At 70.1% G+C, this 16272-nt stretch carries 14 protein-coding genes and 1 pseudogene; 3 read left to right on the top strand and 12 right to left on the bottom strand.

The annotated features are described in order from the left end of the window. The 5 genes from ASC56_RS21120 to hemL form a co-directional block, all read right to left on the bottom strand. Positions 1-774 (bottom strand): cytochrome c biogenesis CcdA family protein, encoded by a 774-nt coding sequence (locus ASC56_RS21120; protein WP_055493067.1) that lies wholly within the window; start codon positions 772-774, stop codon positions 1-3. A 1-nt stretch (position 775) separates the two neighbouring features. Continuing rightward, positions 776-1411, bottom strand: coding sequence for a TlpA disulfide reductase family protein (locus ASC56_RS21115; RefSeq protein WP_055493066.1), 636 nt, complete (start codon positions 1409-1411; stop codon positions 776-778). 78 nt (positions 1412-1489) lie between these two features. Further along, positions 1490-2764 (bottom strand): hypothetical protein, encoded by a 1275-nt coding sequence (locus tag ASC56_RS21110; RefSeq protein ID WP_079102623.1) that lies wholly within the window; start codon positions 2762-2764, stop codon positions 1490-1492. Between the two features lie 222 nt (positions 2765-2986). After that, complete coding sequence (locus ASC56_RS21105) at positions 2987-3661, bottom strand: histidine phosphatase family protein (RefSeq protein ID WP_055493064.1); 675 nt, start codon at positions 3659-3661, stop codon at positions 2987-2989. Beyond that, entirely contained in the window at positions 3658-4977 is a 1320-nt protein-coding gene (hemL, locus tag ASC56_RS21100) for a glutamate-1-semialdehyde 2,1-aminomutase (RefSeq protein WP_055493063.1), read from the bottom strand. Before hemL ends, ASC56_RS21105 begins: the two co-directional genes overlap by 4 nt. 829 nt (positions 4978-5806) lie before the next feature. Between hemL and ASC56_RS42035 the strand changes: the two genes are divergently transcribed. Then, the gene (locus ASC56_RS42035) at positions 5807-6313 is read left to right on the top strand and encodes a hypothetical protein (protein WP_079102651.1); all 507 of its coding nucleotides are present in this window, start codon (positions 5807-5809) and stop codon (positions 6311-6313) included. Between the two features lie 242 nt (positions 6314-6555). Here ASC56_RS42035 and ASC56_RS21090 read toward each other — a convergent pair whose 3' ends face one another. The 3 genes and pseudogenes from ASC56_RS21090 to ASC56_RS21085 all read right to left on the bottom strand — a co-directional run bounded on the left by ASC56_RS21090 (position 6556) and on the right by ASC56_RS21085 (position 8234). Continuing rightward, positions 6556-7110 (bottom strand): flavoprotein, encoded by a 555-nt coding sequence (locus ASC56_RS21090; RefSeq protein WP_055493061.1) that lies wholly within the window; start codon positions 7108-7110, stop codon positions 6556-6558. Between the two features lie 148 nt (positions 7111-7258). Next, positions 7259-7471, bottom strand: coding sequence for a WbqC family protein (locus ASC56_RS42030; RefSeq protein ID WP_234377011.1), 213 nt, complete (start codon positions 7469-7471; stop codon positions 7259-7261). A gap of 73 nt (positions 7472-7544) precedes the next feature. Beyond that, positions 7545-8234: pseudogene (locus tag ASC56_RS21085) on the bottom strand (YdcF family protein). Between the two features lie 237 nt (positions 8235-8471). Between ASC56_RS21085 and ASC56_RS21080 the strand changes: the two are divergent. After that, positions 8472-8972: an NUDIX domain-containing protein gene (locus ASC56_RS21080; RefSeq protein ID WP_055493060.1), complete on the top strand. Its 501-nt coding sequence runs from the start codon at positions 8472-8474 to the stop codon at positions 8970-8972. Positions 8973-9409: 437 nt separating this feature from the next. On the opposite strand, the gene ASC56_RS21075 is transcribed toward ASC56_RS21080, so the two are convergent. Together ASC56_RS21075 and ASC56_RS21070 are read right to left on the bottom strand one after the other, a co-directional pair. Then, entirely contained in the window at positions 9410-10078 is a 669-nt protein-coding gene (locus ASC56_RS21075; RefSeq protein WP_055493059.1) for a hypothetical protein, read from the bottom strand. Between the two features lie 232 nt (positions 10079-10310). After that, positions 10311-11588, bottom strand: coding sequence for an ArgE/DapE family deacylase (locus tag ASC56_RS21070; protein WP_055493058.1), 1278 nt, complete (start codon positions 11586-11588; stop codon positions 10311-10313). Between the two features lie 380 nt (positions 11589-11968). On the opposite strand from ASC56_RS21070, the gene ASC56_RS21065 reads away from it, so the two are divergent. Further along, the gene (locus ASC56_RS21065; protein ID WP_055493057.1) at positions 11969-13921 is read left to right on the top strand and encodes a hypothetical protein; all 1953 of its coding nucleotides are present in this window, start codon (positions 11969-11971) and stop codon (positions 13919-13921) included. A 71-nt stretch (positions 13922-13992) separates the two neighbouring features. Here ASC56_RS21065 and ASC56_RS21060 read toward each other — a convergent pair whose 3' ends face one another. Then, positions 13993-15510, bottom strand: coding sequence for a HAMP domain-containing sensor histidine kinase (locus tag ASC56_RS21060; RefSeq protein WP_079102650.1), 1518 nt, complete (start codon positions 15508-15510; stop codon positions 13993-13995). A 47-nt stretch (positions 15511-15557) separates the two neighbouring features. After that, the gene (locus ASC56_RS21055) at positions 15558-16268 is read right to left on the bottom strand and encodes a response regulator transcription factor (protein ID WP_055493056.1); all 711 of its coding nucleotides are present in this window, start codon (positions 16266-16268) and stop codon (positions 15558-15560) included. Positions 16269-16272 lie beyond the last annotated feature (4 nt).

The following is a 16272-nucleotide window of genomic DNA, read 5'->3' as shown; positions in this document are numbered from 1 at the left end:
TCAGATCCCCACCGTGAAGCCGCCGGACCAGCTCTGCATCTGCTGCACGATGCCGTCCCAGACGCCGGTCAGCAGCAGCAGACCGGTCACGATCATCATCGTGCCGCCGATACGCATCACCCAGACATAGTGGCGCTTGACCCATCCGAAGGCCCCGAGGGCCTTGCGGAAGGCGACCGCGGCGAGCACGAACGGCACGCCGAGGCCGAGGCAGTAGGCGACCGTCAGGAGGGCACCGCGTCCGGCGTTCGCCTGGTCGGAGGAGAGCGCCAGTACGGAGGCGAGGGTCGGGCCGATGCACGGGGTCCAGCCGATCCCGAACAGGGCGCCGAGGACGGGCGCGCCCACCAGGCCGGTGGCGGGCCGCCTGTGGAAGCGGAACTCACGCTGGGTCAGCCAGGGCATCAGGCCCATGAAGAAGACGCCCAGCAGGATCATGAACACGCCGAGCACCTTGCTCAGGGTTCCCTTGTGCTCCTGCAGGGTGTACCCGAAGAACCCGAACATCGCTCCGCCGGAGACGTACACGGCGGTGAAGCCGAGCACGAACAGCGAGGCACCCGCGGCCATCCGGCCCCTTCGGGCCTCGGCCAGATCGGTACCGGCGACCCCGGTGACGTAGGAGAGGTAGCCGGGGACGAGCGGCAGGACGCACGGCGAGAAGAAGGAGACGAGCCCGCCGAGGACGGCGACCGGCAGGGCGAGCAGCAGCGCACCGGGCAGGGCCGACTGGCCCGGGTCGGCGGCGGCGACGAGCGTGGACACTCCGGTCACGTCACTTCTCCGCGACGACCGGGTCGAGCATCTCGCGCAGCTTCTCCTCGCTGAGTGCCTGGAGCGTGCGCGCGGCGATCTTCCCGTCCCGGTCGATGACGAGCGTGGAGGGGATCGCCTGCGGGTTGAGCGTGCCCTTCTCGAACCGGAGCATCAGCTTGCCGGTCGGGTCGTACAGGCTGGGGTACGTGACGCCGTACTGCTTCTCGAAGGCCTGGGCCGGTCCGGTGCTGGTGTCCCGGGTGTTGATGCCGATGAACTGGACGCCGTTGCTCGCGGTGTCCTGGGCGACCTTGACGAAGTTCGCGGCCTCGGCGCGGCACGGCGGGCACCAGGAGCCCCAGACGTTGATGACGACGACCTTGCCCTTGTAGTCGGCGACATCGAGCCTCTTGCCGTCGACCGTCGGCCCGGACAGGTCGGGGGCGGCGGTCCGCTCGCCCTTCTTGACGGTCGCGATGCCGTCCTTGCCGGTGATGAAATTGGTGTTGCCGGAGCCCCCGGAGACGCCACCGGACCCGCAGGCGGACAGGGCGAGCGCCGCGACGGCGGCCCCGGCGGTGGCCAGGGCGGCACGTCGACGGCTGCGGCTACGGGTGCGGTTCAGGCGCTGGGGGGCGCAGCAGGCGGCACTCATGTGAAAAGTTTCGCATGTCCGTTCCGGGGATCTTGCGCACCCCCCTTGCGGGCGGAAACCCGCATTCCAGGCGCGTGGTCAGGCGCTGCCCGAGCTGCCCTTGCCGGTGCCCGAGAGGAAGGTCTTCCAGCCGCCCGCCGGCTGCTGCCCGACCCCGAGCGTGCGCAGCTTGGCCAGCACCTCGGGCTTCTGCACGTCCAGCCAGTCGACGAACTGGCGGAAGGAGACCATACGCACGTCGGCGCCCTTCTCCTTCTCCCGCGCGATGTGCTTGAAGGCCTCCTCGACGGAGTCCATGTAGATGCCGCCGTTCCAGTGCTCGAAGTGGTTGCCTATGAAGAACGGCGCCCGGTTCGTCTCATATGCCCGCTTGAAGCCGGCTATGTAGGCCCCGGCGGACTGCTGGCGCCAGGCGGGGTAGTTGTAGGCGGGCGCCTTGGTGGAGTTCTGCGACTGGTTGAACATCATGTTGTAGTCCATCGAGAGGACCTCGAACTTGCGCCCCGGGAAGGGCACCTGCTGCAGCGGCAGGTCCCAGAGCCCGTGCCGCTTCACCGGCCACACCTGCCGGCCGCCGGGCGAGGAGGCGTCGTAGCGCCAGCCGAGCTCACGGGCGGTGGGCAGCAGGTTGTCCTGGCCGAGCAGGCACGGCGTACGGCCGCCGACCAGCTCCTTCTCGTAGTCGAAGGGCAGCGGGGGCAGATCGCTGAAGCCCGTGTTGGTCTTCCACTCCTTGACGAAGGCCTTGGCCTGCTGGATCTCGCTCAGCCACTGCTTGGGCGTCCAGTGCGCGACCGTGCCGTGCCCCGAGCAGAAGTGGCCGTTGAAGTGGGTGCCTATCTCGTGGCCCTCGAGCCAGGCGCGGCGGACGTTCGTCAGCGTTGCGCGGACGTGGTCGTCCGTCAGGTAACCGATGTCGGAGGCGCCCGGCCGGTTGTTCGGCGGCAGATACTTGCGCTTCTTCGACTCCGGCAGCAGGTAGAGCCCGGAGAGGAAGAAGGTCATGTGCGCGCCGTGCGCCTTCGCCAGGTCCAGGAAGCGCGGGAAGAGGCCGTTGCCGACCTCGCCCGCGCCGTCCCAGGAGAAGATCACGAACTGCGGCGGGGTCTGACCGGGCTCCAGGGGCACCGGCTTGTCCGGCTGGTTCGGCTGCTTGCCGCTGTCGGAGGTGGAGCCGTCACCGAGGAGACGCGCACTGGGGGTGGGGCTGCCGGAGTCGCCGGGGGCGCCCGCGCCGGAACCGCTACCGGACTTCGCGCCGTCCTGCTGTTGGGAACCGCAGGCGGCCAGCCCCATGGCAGCCGCCGCACCCGCGCCGAGGCCTATCAGTCCTCGTCGGCTGATGTCCCGCATTCCCGTCCCCATTCATAGCGCCCTCTCAGTGGTCACACAATGAGAGGGCACGATGAGGGCGGAGGTTCCTCCGAACGCGTGTATATTGAGCGAATTTTACGAAGATACGTTCACATAGCAGGAGTGCACACGGGTTGTGACGAACCGTAGGCCTCTCCGTGAGCAGCACGCCGCCGCGAACGACTACGACAGCGTACGACGTCCTCGACGTCACCCGGTCCGTCAGGCCCCGAACGCCTTGTCCTTCCCCTTCACCGGCTTGGCGCCCGCGAGGAGATGAGCCGGGATTAGATCCCGCGCCGGCTCGCTGTACCCCACGGACACGATCTTGTCGCCCTGATACGTGAACGTGGTGAGAGAGGCGAGCGTGCACTGCCGCTTGCGCGGATCGTGCCACAGCCGCCGCTTCTCCACGAAACTGCGCACGGTCCAGATCGGCAGCTGATGGCTGACACAGACGGCCTCGTGCCCACGCGCGGCGTCCTTGGCGGCGTTCAACGCCCCCATCATCCGCACGACCTGCTCCACGTACGGCTCGCCCCAGGACGGCTTGAACGGGTTGACCAGGTGCTTCCAGTTCTCGGGCCGGCGCAGTGCCCCGTCGCCGACGCCGAAGGTCTTGCCCTGGAAGACGTTGTCGGCCTCGATCAGCCGCTCGTCGACGGCGAGGTCCAGACCGAGCGCCTTGGCGATCGGGGTGGCCGTCTCCTGCGCCCGCTCCAGCGGGGAGGCGACGACGTGGGTGATGTCCCGGGAGGAGAGGTGCTCGGCGACCCGGTCGGCCATCTGCCGGCCGAGCTCGGAGAGGTGGTAGCCGGGCAGCCGCCCGTACAGAACCCCCTCGGGATTGGCCACTTCGCCGTGACGCATCAGGTGGACGACGGTGATGTCACTCATGCTGCCGTGGCCTCCGCTGCTGCACGGGCCGCCGCGGGAAGGGCGTCGGCGATCCGCTGGACCGCCCGCTCGTCGTGGGCGGTGGAGACGAACCAGGACTCGAAGGAAGAGGGCGGAAGATAGACGCCCTGCGCGAGGAGGGAGTGGAAGAAGGCGGTGAACCGGAAGGACTCCTGGCCCCTGGCGTCCTCGTAGTTGTGCACCGGGCGGTCGGTGAAGAACACCGAGAACATGTTGGAGGCGCTCTGGAGCTGGTGCGCCACGCCCTCCTTGGTGAGCGCGTCGGTGACGAGCGTACGAATCTCCTGGGACACGGCGTTGACCTTGTCGTACGCGGCGTCGTCGAGCAGCCGCAATTGGGCGAGGCCCGCCGCTGTGGCGACCGGGTTCCCGGAGAGGGTGCCGGCCTGGTAGACGGGCCCGGCGGGGGCGAGGTGCGCCATGACGTCCGCGCGGCCACCGAAGGCGGCGGCGGGGAACCCGCCGCCCATGACCTTGCCGAAGGTCATGAGGTCGGGCTCGACCCCGTCGACGCCGTACCAGCCCGCCCTGCTGGTGCGGAAGCCGGTCATGACCTCGTCGGAGATGTAGAGGGCGCCGTTCTCCCGGCAGAGGTCCTTCAGCCCCTGGTTGAACCCGGGCAGCGGCGGCACCACGCCCATGTTCCCGGGCGAGGCCTCGGTGATCAGGCAGGCGATCTCGCCGGGGTGGGCGGCGAACGCGGCGCGGACCGCGTCGAGGTCGTTGTAGGGAAGGACGATGGTGTCGCCGGCCTGGGCGCCGGTGACGCCGGGGGTGTCGGGCAGGGCGAAGGTGGCGACGCCACTGCCCGCGGCGGCGAGCAGCGAGTCGACGTGACCGTGGTAACACCCGGCGAACTTGATCACCTTGGACCGCCGGGTGAACCCGCGGGCCAGCCGGATGGCGGACATGGTGGCCTCGGTACCGCTGGAGACGAGCCGCACCTGCTCGACGGGCTCGACCCGGGCGACGATCTCCTCGGCGAGCGCGACCTCGCCCTCACCGGGCGTACCGAAGGAGGTACCGCGGGAGACGGCCTCCTGGACGGCGGCGATCACCTCGGGGTGGGAGTGCCCGAGGATCATGGGCCCCCATGAACACACAAGATCGACGTATTCGCGTCCATCGGCATCGGTCAGATAGGGACCGTCACCGGACACCATGAACCGGGGCGTACCGCCCACGGCGCGGAAGGCGCGCACCGGAGAGTTCACGCCGCCGGGCGTGACGGCCGCCGCGCGCTCGAAGAGAGTCTGCGAAACTGGGGCTTCGTACGGATAGCTCACACTAGCCATGGTGTCAGAGGCCGCGATGATCCTGCGGACAGGTGTTTCAACGCACGTTTCGGCGGGCGGCCGCGGGGGAGGTCACTGACACGATGATCGGGTCGCGCGGCGGGGGCCACGCCTCCTAGAACAGCAGTCGGGTGGAGATATGCATCGCGGTGGCGGACTGGGCGAGGGGACCGATGACCTGGGTCCTCGGCGTGCCCGGCGGGGAAGGCACCGACGCGACGCGGAGGAGACGACCGAGACACGTCGGACACAGGGCTCAGGCCCACAGAGCGGCCCGGGCGGCTCACAGGCTTCGGGGATCCCGCAGGGACCGGGGAGCTCGCAGCCTTCCAGGACCGCGCAGGGACCGGTGGTACCGCAGGGGCCGGGGAGCTCGCAGCCTTCCAGGACCGCGCAGGGACCGGGGGTACCGCAGGGGCCGGGGGGCTCCCAGGCGTCGGCCACCCCGCAGGTTCCGCATGTTCCGGGTGGCTCCTCGGCTTCCGGGACGCCACGGGTTCCGCAGGTTCCGGGTAGCTCCTCGGCTTCCATGACTCCGCAGGTTCCGGGTAACTCCTCGGCTTCCATGACTCCCCAGGTTCCGGGTGACTCAAGGACTCCCGTCACTCCGCAGGGACCCCACGTTCCGGGTGGCTCGCAGGCTCCTGGGATCCCTCACGGCCTCCCCCAGGGCGCAGCAGGCTCCCAAGGTTCACCGGACCCGGCGGATCCCCAGGGCCCAGGAAGCTCCCAGGCTTCACAGAGCCCGAGGGGATCGCTAGGTTCACAGGGTCCCCGGAGTTCACAGGTTTCGCAGGGTGAGCCTGAGCGGATCGGTCGGTCGGCGCGTATGGACCGTAGGGAACGCAGGGACCGTACGGTCGACCGACTCAGCGCAGGGAGCGGGAATGGTGGTCGGGTGGGGGTGACGTACAAATACTTCGGCGCGCCGGACGGCGCCACGGCAGCCCGCGTCCCGATCTCGATGCGTCCCGAGGAACTCGGCGGCGACGAACTGGGCATGGGCGGCATGTTCACCAAGATCAAGCCGGAGACGATGGCGGCGATGGTCCTCACGGGCATCGAGGGCGTCCCGCTGCACAGGGTCCCGCCGCTGGAACTGGTCGTCCTGCACCCCGACTACGCGGTGGTCAAACTCCCCATGACGGTCGTGGACCCCCTGCGCGGCATCGGCGAGGAGGCGGTGGGCGCGGCGGCGTTCATCTGGTCGACGGTCCCGGACCGGGGCGGCCCACGGGACGCGTTCAACGTGTACCAACTGCTGCACGAGTGGCAGGACTTCAGCCACCGGCTGCATGAGGCGGGGCATCAGCCGTATTGCTTGGTTTGGCCGTGAGCCGAGGTTTCCTGTGGATTGGGCGGGGTCTTTGACCCCGCCCCCTTCTATGTCCCTGGCGGGCCGTCAGGTGGCCAGGGCACATCGAGGGCACACGGGTTTGGGCGGGGGCACAACGCAGCGAACGTCACGCACCCGGTCCACGAGCCCAGGCAGCGAGGGCACACAGCAACACGCAACACCCCCCTGCCGTCCAACCTGCGGCAACCGCTCCACCACCACCGCCGGCACGGCGGCGCTGGTCACGGCCGCGCGGACAGCTTGGGAGTGAGCAGGTCCAGCGCCTCCTCCCAGCGGAAGCGGTCCGCCCCACCCCCGGTCTTCGGCCGATGCGGCTCGTACGAGCCGATCAGGACACCCATCTCCCGCAGCCGCTCCAGGCTCTGCCGGTAAGCGGGATGGGCGGCTTGGGCCGAGTTCACATACGGTAGGACAGCGGTGGGGATGCCGAAGCCGTACGCCTCGCACAGGATGCCCAAAGCCAGGGTGTCTGATATCCCCGCCGCCCACTTGTTGACCGTGTTGAAGGTGGCGGGGGCCACCGCGATGGCGTCGGCGGGCGGCAGCGGACGAGAATCGCCGGGTGAGCGCCAAGCCGAACGGATGGGGTAGCCGGTCTGGGCCTCGATGGCCGCCGCGTCGATGAAACCCAGCCCCTGCGGGGTGGCGATGACGCCGACGTCCCAGTTCGCCTCCTGGGCAGCCGTGATCAGCTTGCCGACGTCGCCGGCGACCCCAGCCGCGCATACGGCGATGTAAAGGAAGAGCTGCCGCTCCTGGGTGGTCGGCTCGGCCACGTGTGGACTCCAAGATGGTGAGCTTCTCGTTGTGCAGCCAGTTGGTTGGCGAGTTCCTCAGGTCCGATCTTGCTGATGGCCCAGAGGCTGCTGCACCGCCGGGCCCACTGCCAGAGCAGGTCGTCGGTGTCCACAGGGGTGTGGAAGGTCAGCACCGGGATGCCGTGGGCGTCGAAAGGGCCACTGTCAAGGTAACTCTTACCGCCGGTCCCGCGTGGGGAAGGTGCGTTGGGAGTGAAAGCCACTGCTGCCGACCGGGATCGTCCAGAGCGGCGAGGCGGGCTCGATGCTGGTAGTCGCGCCGAGCGAACTGCACATCGTCAAGGACGATCCACCGGTCGGCGGCGAAGAGTTTCGCCAACGTGGACAGACGTGGGAACAGGTTCGGCTGATGGATCGCTCACACCCCGCCTGGCGGGCTGACGCGAGGTGGCTCAGGTGCTGATGAGGCGGCGGTCGAACCCGGCGCCCAGGAGGCGCTCGTAAGCGTCATGCACATCTCCCGGTACCTCCTGCTCGACGGCGAAGCCGAGCTTGGGTCACTCGATCACCCGTTGCAGGTCGCCAACGAGCATGTCGACGACGAGCTTCTCGTCGCCGATGGACTTGATGTAGTCGTCCAACTCCAGCGGCTCGGAGGCGCACACGACGTCGGCCTCGGGCCACAGCTTGCGGCAGGTCGCGTACGAGCGGCGTTCCATGTACGGCTTGGAGATCAGAACCAGCGACTCGACCTCCACGCCGGCCCCGGCGAGCAGATCGCGGGAGAAGGTGATGTTCTGGCCGGTGTTGGCCGCCCTCGGCTCGACCAGGATCGCCTCGTCCGGCACACCCAGGCCCAGGGCGTGCTCGCGATAGTGGACGGCCTCGCCGCGCGGAAAGCGAGCGCGAGTGGTGGGGCTGTTCCCGCCGCTGAACACCAGCACCGGGAAGAGGCCGGCGCGGTACAGGTCGGCAGCCGTGGTGGCCACACCAAGGTCGTGGCTGCCCAGGCCGATCGCCGCCGAGCAGGGCCGCTGCTCGTGGCCCATCTGGTGGTAGTTCCAGATCAGCGTCGCGTCGTGGAACTGCTCGTCGGTGATCTGGCGCTGTTCGTGCTGCGGCACTGGCACTTCCTGGCTCATCCCTGCCGGCCCCCTCGGATGCCCGCCTGTCCGCGGGCGGTGAGATGCTGCCTGCCTACCGCTACACCGCCCCGGTCAGTCGCTCGACCAGGCCGCCGCAAAGCGATCGCCTCACTCCGTTCCACTCTCGCCGTCTACCAGCGCCGCAAGGTGCCCGGAGCCGCTGAACTCGCCCGCCGCGCACGCGAAGCACTGGCCTAGGCTGCCCGCCAACCGGCCGACGAAGGGACACCAACTGTGGCTCAGCGGAACACCGACGAGCAGCCCAAAGCCCTCCCGCCCGCCCTCGAATCCATGACCCTGCTGGTCGCCGCCGTCATCGTCCACGACGAGGCCAGCAACCGCGTCGTCCTCCTCCAGCGCAGCCAGAACGCCAAGTTCGCCCAGGGCATGTGGGACCTCCCCGTCGGCAAGAGCGAACCCGGCGAACCCATCACCGAGACCGCCGTACGGGAGCTGTACGAGGAGACCGGCCTGACCGTGAAGCCGGAGTCCCTGAAGGTCGCCCACATCATCCACGGCGCCTGGGGCGTCGAAGCACCCAACGGCTTCCTCACCGTCGTCTTCGCAGCCCACGAATGGACCGGCGAACCGGAAAACCGCGAGCCGCGGAAACACGCCAAGGTCTGCTGGGTTGACGTCGGCGCCATGCCGGAAGAATTCGTGGACACCACGGCCAGCGCCCTGCAGCGATACCTCGCCAATGGCCCTCAGGTGTCACTGACCGGCTGGAAGTAAGCACCGCCACGGCGTTCTGCTCGAAGTGACCGGGCCTGCCGGCGCGCTTGATCAGACGGCCCAGCTGGGCAGCTTGGGCGCGGGGCAGGAGGGACCAGGTGCCATTGGTGCGGCGCAGGGCCGCCGAGTGCCAGGAGGTGGTCCGGGCGTCGGGGGCGTCGAGGAGGCGGACGCCGAATTTCGGGGCGCCGATGGGCTGGCACGCGTGACGCGAGCGGCAGCCGTGCCGGCATGTCGCGCCGACGAACGGCTGCCCCGCCGACGGCTCTCCGTCGGCAGAGCAGGCGCATTACTCGCTCCGCTGCCTTCCTCCGCGCCCCTGGCCGTGAGTTGGAGGACCGGCGCCGGGTTCTGCGGCTCCTGCCCGCCGGACGTCTCCACGCCAGTGAGGGCCGGTCCTCGTCGGGGCCGGCCCTCACCTGATGCGGGTTGGACGACTACTTCACCGTCACCGTGACAGGAGTCGACGCCGTCTTGCCGTCGGTCACCCGGAACTTCTGGGTGCCCTTCGTGGTGAGCTTGGTGTTCAGGGCATAGCTGCTGCCCTTCTTGACCGTGGTGCTCGCCTTCATGGGCACCCACTTCTTGCCGTTGAAGCGTTCGAGCACCACCGTGCTGCCTATCTTCAGGCCCTTGGTGCGGCCGGTGAACGTCACCGGGTCGCCCGCCTTGACCTCGTTCTTGCTGGCCCTGAGGGTGATCGAACCCGGCGCGGCCGTCACGGCGCGGTGATTGGGCGACCCCTTCATGCCCTTCATGGCCGGGCTCTGGCTCGGGACCGCGGCCTGCGTCTCCTTGGCCTTCGGGGTCGGGACCGCCGCCTGGGTCTTCTTCGGCTTCGGCGCCGGGCTCGCCTTGTAGGTCTTCTTCGGCTTGGCCGTGGACGTCGGGGCCGACGTCGTCTTGCCGGGCATGGGGCTCGTCGCCTTCTTGCTGGGCGCCGGGCTCGTCGTCATCGACATGCTGGGCGCCGGGCTCGCAGCCTTGGAGCCGCTGGGCGACGGGTCGGCGGCGAACGCCCCTGCGGTTCCGGCCGTCAGCAGCGCGACGGAGAGCGCACCAGCAGCGGTCGCACGGGCGGAGCGTGTGCGGAGTGAGGATTTCACGTTTGTCTCCTGTGCTACGACAGATCCCCCACTGACGGATTCCCCCACTGCGCGCGCATCTCCGAGGCTTGCATGGAGCCGACCGGGCGGCGACCCGGTTGTCACTGGATTGCAGCAAGGGAAGAGACCGGAGAGTCGCCACCCTCCGTAATCGCAGCAGATGGGAGAGTAGTCGCGTTACCTACTTCTTACCTTCTGCCGCGCGTCGTTTCCGACCGCCCGCGGCGCGGCCTCACTTCGTTCCTGCCGTTCGCAGCACCGTCAGTGCGAGCGTGCGGGCCACGGTCGCGATCTCCCGGACCGACACCTGTTCCCGGGGACTGTGGGCGAGGCGTACGTCGCCGGGCCCGTACTGCAGGGTCGGTATCCCCTCCGCGGCGTACAGCCGCAGGTCGCTGCCGTACGGCGCCCCGCGCTCCCGCGGCCGGGGCCCGCCCGTCGCGTCGGCGTGGGCGGCCGTGACGGCGTCCCGCAGCGGGTGGCCCGCCGGCAGCCGGCCGCTCGCGAACCGGCCGCCCGGCCAGGTCACGACCGCCGGGTGCGTGCGCAGCCACGGGTCTGCCGCGCACGCCCGCGCCACGCAGCGTTCCAGGCCCGCGCGGGCGGCCGCCGGATCCTCGTCGAGCCGGACGCCCAGCCGGCCCTCGGCGACCAGCAGGTCGGGCACGCTGCTCGCCCAGTCGCCGGAGTGCACCGTACCGACCGACAGGGCGTAGGGAATGGGGTACTCCGCCATGAGCGGGTCCGGTCCCGCGTTGCGTTCGGTCTCCAGGGCGGCCAGGGCCCGGTGGATCGGCAGATACGCGTCCACGGCGCTCACGCCCTCGTCACGGGAGCTCGCGTGCGCCGCCCTGCCCGGTACCGCGATACGGAAGGTCAGCGCGCCCGCGTTGGCCGTCACCAGGGTCCCGTTGGTCGGCTCGGTGATCACGCACGCGTCGCCCGTGTACCCGCGCCGCAGCGTGCCGAATGCACCGAGCCCGCCGTCCTCCTCGCCCACCACGAAGTGCACGGCGACCCGTCCGCGCAGCCGCGCCCCGGTGGCCCGTACGGCCTCCAGCGCCGCCAGGTGGGCGACGAGACCGGCCTTCATGTCGCAGGCGCCCCGGCCGTACACGGTGTCCCCGGCGGTCCTGGCCACGAACGGGTCGCCCGCCCAGCTCGTGGGGTCCCCCGGCGGCACGACGTCCACGTGGCCCTGCAGGATCAGGACCGGCCCGTCACCGCCGTCCGGGGAGGATGCGACCAGGCCCCAGGCCTCGTCCCGGGGCGCCTCGGCGCCGGGGAAGCCGGGGTCGTCCCACAGCTCGGGCAGGTTCATGGACCACAGGTCGACGTCGAGGCCGAGCCGGTCGAGCCGTCCGGCCAGCTCGTGCTGGATCTCCGACTCGGCCGGGGTGCCGGTCACGCTCGGGATCGCGATCAGCTCGCTCAGGGTCCGGGCGATGGCCGCCTCGTCCACGGCCGCCAGCGCGGCGGCCTCCTCGGCGCTGAACTCGGTTGCGGTCATGGGCGGTTGCTCCTGTCGCGAAACACCGTTGCTCCTGTCGCCGGTCACTGTCGCACCGGTCGCGGGACGAGCGGTTGCGGACCCCACCGGTCGTCACCGGACCCCACCGGTCCCCACCGGGGCCCCACCGGTCCTCACCGGACCTCACCGGGACCCCACCGGTCCCGACCCGTCCTCACCGGTCCCCACCGGGACCCCATCCGGTTCCCTCCCCCAGGCACCCTGGGTCGTAAGCGCCCGCTGCCATGTGACGCCATCCGGTCGTCGCCCACAGGACCCGGGATCACCGACTGCATAGGCTGGTAAGGCGGTCCTCGATGGCTGGAACCGCTCGCACAGCCGTATGCCAGGAGCCGCACAGCCGTATGCCAGGAGCGCCGATGGCCGCCACGGAACACGCCCGGCCGAGCCGGTTGCGGGCCTGGATGCTGCAGGGGCTGTCCGACATGGGCAAGGGCGCCCCGCAGGGCCCGCACGCCGAGCCCGAGCCCCCGCACAAGGGCCAGCGCTGGTGGCGGGTGATGTGTCTGACCGGCGTCGACTACTTCTCCACCCTCGGCTACCAGCCCGGCATCGCGGCCCTGGCCGCCGGACTGCTCTCCCCCATCGCCACCATCGTGCTGGTGATCGTCACACTCGCAGGCGCCCTGCCCGTCTACCGCCGTGTCGCCCAGGAGAGCCCCCACGGCCAGGGCTCGATCGCCATGCTGGAGCGGCTGCTCTCCTTCTGGCAGGGCAAGCTGTTCGTGCTGACCCTGCTCGGCTTCGCGGCGACCGACTTCCTGATCACCATCACCCTGTCCGCCGCCGACGCGTCCACCCACCTGGTGGAGAATCCCCACCTCACCGCGACCCTGCACGGCCACCAGATGCTGATCACGCTGCTGCTGGTCGCGCTGCTCGGCGCGGTCTTCCTCAAGGGCTTCCTGGAGGCCATCGGCGTCGCGGTCGCCCTGGTCGGCGTCTATCTGGCGCTGAACGCGGTGGTCGTGGTGGTGGGTCTGTGGCACGTGGTCACCGCCGGGCACGTGATCACCGACTGGACCGGCGCCCTGACCGCCCAGCACGGAAACGTGCTCGTCATGGTCGGACTCGCCCTGATCGTCTTCCCCAAGCTGGCGCTCGGCCTGTCCGGCTTCGAGACCGGTGTCGCCGTCATGCCGCATGTGCAGGGCGACCCCGGCGACACCGAGGAGAGGCCCACGGGCCGGATCCGGGACACGAAGAAGCTGCTGACCACCGCCGCCGTCATCATGAGCGGCTTCCTGATCACCACCAGCTTCATCACGACCCTGCTCATCCCGAAGCCGGCGTTCAAGCCGGGCGGGCCGGCCAACGGCCGCGCGCTCGCCTATCTGGCGCACGAGTATCTGGGGGGCGCGTTCGGGACCGTCTACGACATCTCGACGATCGCGATCCTGTGGTTCGCGGGGGCCTCCGCGATGGCGGGACTGCTCAACCTGATGCCCCGCTATCTGCCCCGCTACGGCATGGCCCCGCACTGGGCCCGCGCCGTACGGCCCATGGTCATCGTGTTCACGCTGATCGCGTTCCTGGTCACCTGGATCTTCGACGCCAACGTGGACGCCCAGGGCGGCGCCTACGCCACCGGCGTGCTCGTCGTGATCAGCTCGGCGGCGATCGCCGTCACCATCGCCGCCCGCAAGGCCGGTCAGCGGCGCTGGACCGTCGCCTTCGCCACGATCGCCACCGTCTTTCTGTACACGACCGTCGTGAACGTCATCGAGCGGCCGGACGGTGTGAAGATCGGCGCCTGCTTCATCGCCGGGATCATCCTCGTCTCGCTGCTGTCCCGGCTTGCCCGCGCCTTCGAACTGCGCGTGACCAGCGTGACCATGGACGTCCTCGCGGAACGATTCGTGCGGGACATCGCCAGCCGCCGTATCCGCTTCATCGCCAACGAGCCCGACAACCGGGACGTCACCGAGTACCGCGAGAAGGTCGAGCAGATCCGGGCCGACCACGATCTGCCTCCCCAGGAGGACTTCATCTTCGTGGAGGTGACGGTCAGCGACCCGTCGGAGTTCGAGTCGAGCATGAACGTACGCGGAGAGGTGATGCACGGCCGCTACCGTGTGCTCACCCTGGAGTCGTCCTCCATCCCCAACGCCCTCGCGGCCCTGCTCCTGCACGTCCGCGACACCACCGGCGGCATCCCGCACATCTACTTCGAATGGACCGAGGGCAACCCGTTCGCCAACTTCCTGCGCTTCTTCCTCTTCGGTCAGGGCGAGGTGGCACCGGTGACACGGGAGGTCCTGCGCGAGGCCGAACCCGACCGGCAACGACGCCCACGCGTCCACGTCGGCTGACACGGCCCCGGTGTCCCTGTCGGCTCAGCCCGTGCGTCCACGTCGGCCGAAGCGCCCGATCCATGGCCCGGTCAGTCGTCCCAGGCCTTGGCTCCCCCTCCGACCGTGAACCCGATGGCCGCACCGCCGCCCTCGCGCCGGTAGGCGAAGGGCGCTCCACCGTGGGACGTCGCCACCTCCCGCACGATCGACAGGCCGAGGCCCGAGCCGGGCAGGCTCCTGGCGTCCGCGGCGCGGTAGAAGCGGTCGAAGACGCGCATGAGGTCGGCCTCCTCGATGCCGGGCCCCCGGTCGAGCACCTCCACGCGCACGCTGCCCAGCGACGGCCCGGCGTCCAGCTCGTCGGGGTCCTCGAACGGGGGCGGGTCTTCCGGGCCCGTGACGACGATCTCGATGGGCGCCTTGGCGTCGCGGTCGAACTTCGCCGCGTTCTCCACCAGGTTCGACACCGACCGCTGCAGCGCCGTCATGCGTCCGTCGACCGTCGTGTCGCCGGTGACGCGAACGACGATCTCGCGGCCGGTGCGGCGGCGGGCGATCGTCGCCGCGTCCTCCGCGATGTCGGCGAGCGTCAGCCGCTGCAACGGTTCCGTGTCCGACTGCCCGGCCGCCAGGTCGACCAGCTCGTTGACCAGGTCGGTCAGCTCGCGGGACTCCTGGGCGAGGTCGGCGACCAGCTCCTCGCGCGCGGCGGGCGGCAGCTCGTCGATCCGGCGCAGCAGCGAGATGTTCGTCCGCAGGGACGTCAGCGGTGTGCGGAGCTCATGGCCGGCGTCCTGCACCAGGCGCCGCTGGTCCTCCTCGGACTGGGCCAGACGCTCGAGCATGCGGTCGAAGGAGCGGCCGAGGCGCGCCACCTCGTCGTTTCCGGTGACCGGCACCTGGACGCCGAGGCGCCGGGTGCGCGCCACGTCCTCGGCGGCCCCGGCCAGCCGCACCAGCCGCCCGGTGATCCGCCGCGCCAGCCACCAGCCGAACAGCCCGGCCGCGATCACGACCGCGCCGACCAGCAGACCGGTGCGCTGCTGAAGGCTGCGGAGCAGGTCCTCGGTGCCGCTGAGCTCCTGGGCGACCTGCACCGCGCCCTGGCCGTGGCCGAGCGCGACGGTCGCCACGCGGTAGACGTCACCGCTGACGTTGACGCTCTTGTGCTCCACCAGCCTGCCCGCCCTGGTGGCCTCAGCGGCGCGCCGGTCGTCGGCTCCGACGGGCAGCACCGGATTGGAGTGGTCGACGACAGCTCCGTGGGGGCCGAGCACCTGCACGACCGTGCGGCTGGGCCGGACGATGTCGTCGCGCGGCGTGTCGTGGTCCTTGTCGGAGATGGCGAAGTCGTCCGGCATCAGCTGCTTCGCACTGACCTGGTCCCGTAGGTCGGCCACGACCTGGGCGAACACGGTCTGCTGGTCCACGCGCACGAGGCGGGCGGCGGCGTCGTAGCTGAGGAAGCCGACGAGGACGGTGACACCGGCGGCCACGGCCGCGAACGACACGGTGAACGTGGTCCGCAGCGACGAGATCCGCCGCAGCCGGGACCGCACTCGCAGCCGACGGCGCAACCCCGGCGGGAGCCGCCGCCACTGGCGCATGCCGAACCCGGGGGCGGCCTGGGCGGCCGTACGCGATGGCGGAGGCACTAGTCCTCCCTCAGTACGTACCCCACGCCGCGCACCGTGTGGATCAGCGCCGGGGCATCCGGCTCGTCGAGCTTGCGTCGCAGATAGCCCACGTAGACGGCGAGGTTCTTGGATCCGGGCCCGAAGTCGTAACCCCAGATGCGGTCGTAGATGGTGGCGTGGTCGAGGACGATGCCGGCGTTGCGGGCGAGCAGTTCCAGCAGGTCGAACTCGGTCCTGGTGAGCTCCAGTTCACGGTCGCCGCGCCAGGCGCGGCGCGCCTGCACGTCCATGCGCAACCCGGCGACGGACACCACCCCGCTCGGCGTCTTGTCCTCCTCCTTCGGCGCCTCGAAGGAGGAGCCGTTGGTGCGGCGCAGCAGGGCCCGCAGCCGGGCGAAGACCTCTTCGACGTCGAACGGCTTGAGGACGTAGTCGTCGGCGCCCGCGTCCAGGCCCGCGATCCGGTCGGCGGTCTCGACCAGTGCGGTGAGCATCAGGATCGGGGTGCGGTCGCCCTCGGCCCGCAGCACACGGCACACCTGCAGGCCGTCGATGCCGGGCATCATCACATCGAGAACGAGCACGTCGGGCTGGGTGCGGTGAGCCTGGGCGAGGGCCTCGACCCCGTCGGCCACGGCGGTCACCTGGTAACCCTCCAGCGTCAGCGCTCGTTCCAGGGCATGACGGATGGCGCGGTCGTCCTCGGCGAGCAGTACTGTCTGGGTCACGCCC

The sequence above is a fragment of the Streptomyces sp. TP-A0356 genome, assembly GCF_001417775.1.
Taxonomy (GTDB): Bacteria; Actinomycetota; Actinomycetes; order Streptomycetales; family Streptomycetaceae; genus Streptomyces.
Note: the sequence above shows the minus strand (reverse complement) of the source record. Positions and strands in the feature narration are given on the sequence as shown.